The sequence below is a fragment of the Dietzia sp. DQ12-76 genome (assembly GCF_014145045.1).
GTDB lineage: Bacteria > Actinomycetota > Actinomycetes > Mycobacteriales > Mycobacteriaceae > Dietzia.
The window spans coordinates 2155-3290 of sequence record NZ_JAALDV010000155.1; the positions used below are offsets into that span (position 1 = coordinate 2155).

The 1136-nt window shown below is 71.1% G+C and carries 2 protein-coding genes; one reads left to right on the forward strand and one right to left on the reverse strand.

What is annotated here, in order from left to right:
* A partial coding sequence (locus G6019_RS06530; RefSeq protein WP_182627233.1) for a LysR family transcriptional regulator occupies positions 1-379 on the reverse strand: 379 nt, incomplete at its 3' end.
* Between the two features lie 150 nt (positions 380-529).
* On the opposite strand from G6019_RS06530, the gene G6019_RS06535 reads away from it, so the two are divergent.
* A partial coding sequence (locus G6019_RS06535; RefSeq protein ID WP_304506198.1) for a Glu/Leu/Phe/Val dehydrogenase dimerization domain-containing protein occupies positions 530-1136 on the forward strand: 607 nt, incomplete at its 3' end.

Genomic DNA, 1136 nt, shown 5'->3' on the forward strand with positions numbered 1-1136 from the left:
GGCTCCGTACCTCGATCCCCGGGTGATCCCGGGCGAGTACCCGGATCCCCTCGGGCAGCAGGGTGGTGGCCACCGACGCCCAGACGCCGGCGGTGAGTGTGGTCCCGACCCCGGCCCGCGCCGACTCCATCGCGTGCCCGGCGTCCTCCACCGCGGCGAGGATGGTCTCCGCGTGCCCCGCGAGGACCACCCCGGCGTCGGTGAGACCTATCCGCCGGCCGCGCCGCTCGAACAGGGGCGTCCCCGCCTCCCGCTCCAACAGCGCGAGCTGCTGGGAGACCGCGGAGACCGTGTAGTCCAGGGCCCCGGCGACAGCGGTCACGGTCTCGCGACGCTCCAGCTCGCGGAGCAGCCTGAGTCGATGCAGTGACGGCTCCATGGCCCCGAGAATAGGGGCTGACCGGGGACAGTGCAGAAAAAATGAACGGTCAGGTCCATCGATTCTCGCTGGACCCGGGCCCGTTCTCGCTCCCATCCTGAAATGACCCCGACGGAAAGTCGGGCACAGGCGTTTCAGGAGGCGAGCACGATGACATCCATCGAGATTCCGGGTAGCACCGCGACGACCGGGTCGGTGCCGGTGGCTGTTCCGACTCCGCCCGCGGAGCGGGCCACCACGCGTGAGCCCTACCTGCGGTTGCACTGGAAAGACGACGTGACGGGCGCCCGCGGTTTCCTCGTCGTCGACACCCTCGTCGGTGGCCTGGCCACCGGGGGCACCAGGATGCGGGCCGGCTGCACCCTGGGTGAGGTGGAGGACCTGGCCCGGGGCATGACGAGTAAGACCGCGGCGTTCGACCTCCCCGTGGGTGGCGCCAAGGGCGGCATCGACTTCGACCCCAAGGATCCGCGCGCCGTCGAGGTGTTGTCCAGGTTCTGCGAGGCGATGCGCCCGTTCCTCGATCGTCACTGGGTGACCGCCGAGGACCTGGGGGTTCCGCAGCACCTGATCGACGAGGTCTTCGCGGGGCTGGGGATGCGGCAGTCCTACCACGCCGCCATCGAGCGTTCCGAGGATCCCGCCGCGACCGCGGGCCGCATCTTCCGCGGGCTCACGGCCGAGGTGCCCGGTGGGCTGCTCGGCGACGTGATCGGCGGGTACGGGGTGGCGCAGGCGTGCCTGGCGGCGGCCTACG